This is a genomic window from Pseudomonas sp. 31 R 17 (assembly GCF_900004915.1).
Classification (GTDB): Bacteria; Pseudomonadota; Gammaproteobacteria; order Pseudomonadales; family Pseudomonadaceae; genus Aquipseudomonas; species Aquipseudomonas orientalis_A.
In genome coordinates, this window is record NZ_CVTN01000086.1 from 31,890 (window position 1) to 33,018 (window position 1,129).

2 protein-coding genes are annotated in these 1,129 nt (G+C 55.6%); both read right to left on the minus strand.

Going from position 1 to position 1,129, the window contains the following annotated elements; genetic code table 11:
* Window positions 1-34: 34 nt before the first annotated feature.
* Window positions 35-838, minus strand: a complete 804-nt coding sequence (locus BFP89_RS29515; protein ID WP_256097389.1) for a DUF6708 domain-containing protein — start codon at window positions 836-838, stop codon at window positions 35-37.
* Window positions 839-922: 84 nt separating this feature from the next.
* A partial coding sequence (locus tag BFP89_RS29520; RefSeq protein ID WP_370671236.1) for a DUF6708 domain-containing protein occupies window positions 923-1,129 on the minus strand: 207 nt, incomplete at its 5' end.

A 1,129-nucleotide genomic window follows, 5' to 3' on the forward strand; every position in this document is an offset into this window, starting at 1 on the left:
TCGTATTGAGGCTGCTTCGGGTGATGGCTTTTATTCAGGGCGCGCTGCGTGACTCCAGGTCTATTTCGGCTGGCCACCGCACTTTGGGAGCCAAACGACGCGCGAGATTGAAGGTCACGTTTTCGTTGTTCCAGTCACGAGGTGGGCGGGAGAAAGCGGGCAGGGCTTGCGGGCCTTGTTGCATGAACAGTTGGGCCATGGCCCAGTACATTTCGCCTTGTTGTATTTCGTGGGCGAAATGAAAACGATCTATTACCTGATGGGTGCCAGGTTTCACCACGGCGAGGGTGACGGTTTCGATGAGGCCGCCACTGCCCATGGGGCCGTACACGCTGCAGGCTTCGGCACGCAAGTTATCCCAGTCATAGACTTCGGTCCGAACGCCCCAGGCGGTGCGGCTGAAGGGTCTGAGGCCGTCGCGGTAAAAGCGGTAGACATAGACTTTGCGTCGCAAGCGGTTGAAACGGATGGGTTCGTCGCGGGGAGGGGCAACGTCCATTCGCCAGATATAAATGCCTAGCCATATGCCAGTAATAAATACGATGGGACCTAGCAAACTTAGCACTAAGGGAGGGAGGTGTTGCTCCGTGACAACATAGCTAATCATGCCTGCAGGTGTAACCATGGACAGCAGAAACATAAAAGGAGCTATCCAAATACCAATCCCGCGAGTTCGCACTGTGGCACGCGCCAGTTCAAGGTACACATCGTCAACATGATTGGGCGGATTCGAAAGTACGGGAGGATACGGTTCATTGGAGGGCGACTCGTTTGGTCCCGGCATATCGTGCTTCCAGCCAGGAGCAGGTTTGTCGAGTAAGGGTGCTTTAAATACCATGATGAGCTGTTCCAAGTTCGGAGTGAGCGCCGCTTGTAATATTCAGCCTGTCGTATTGAGGCTGCTTCGGGTGATGGCTTTTATTCAGGGCGCGCTGCGTGACTCCAGGTCTATTTCGGCTGGCCACCGCACTTTGGGAGCCAAGCGACGCGCGAGGTTGAAGGTCACGTCTTCATTGTTCCAATCGCGGGGCGGGTGGGGGAAGGTGGGCAGGGCTTGCGGGCCTTGTTGCATGAACAGTTGGGCCATGGCCCAGTACATTTCGCCTTGTTGAATTTCGTGGGCGAAATG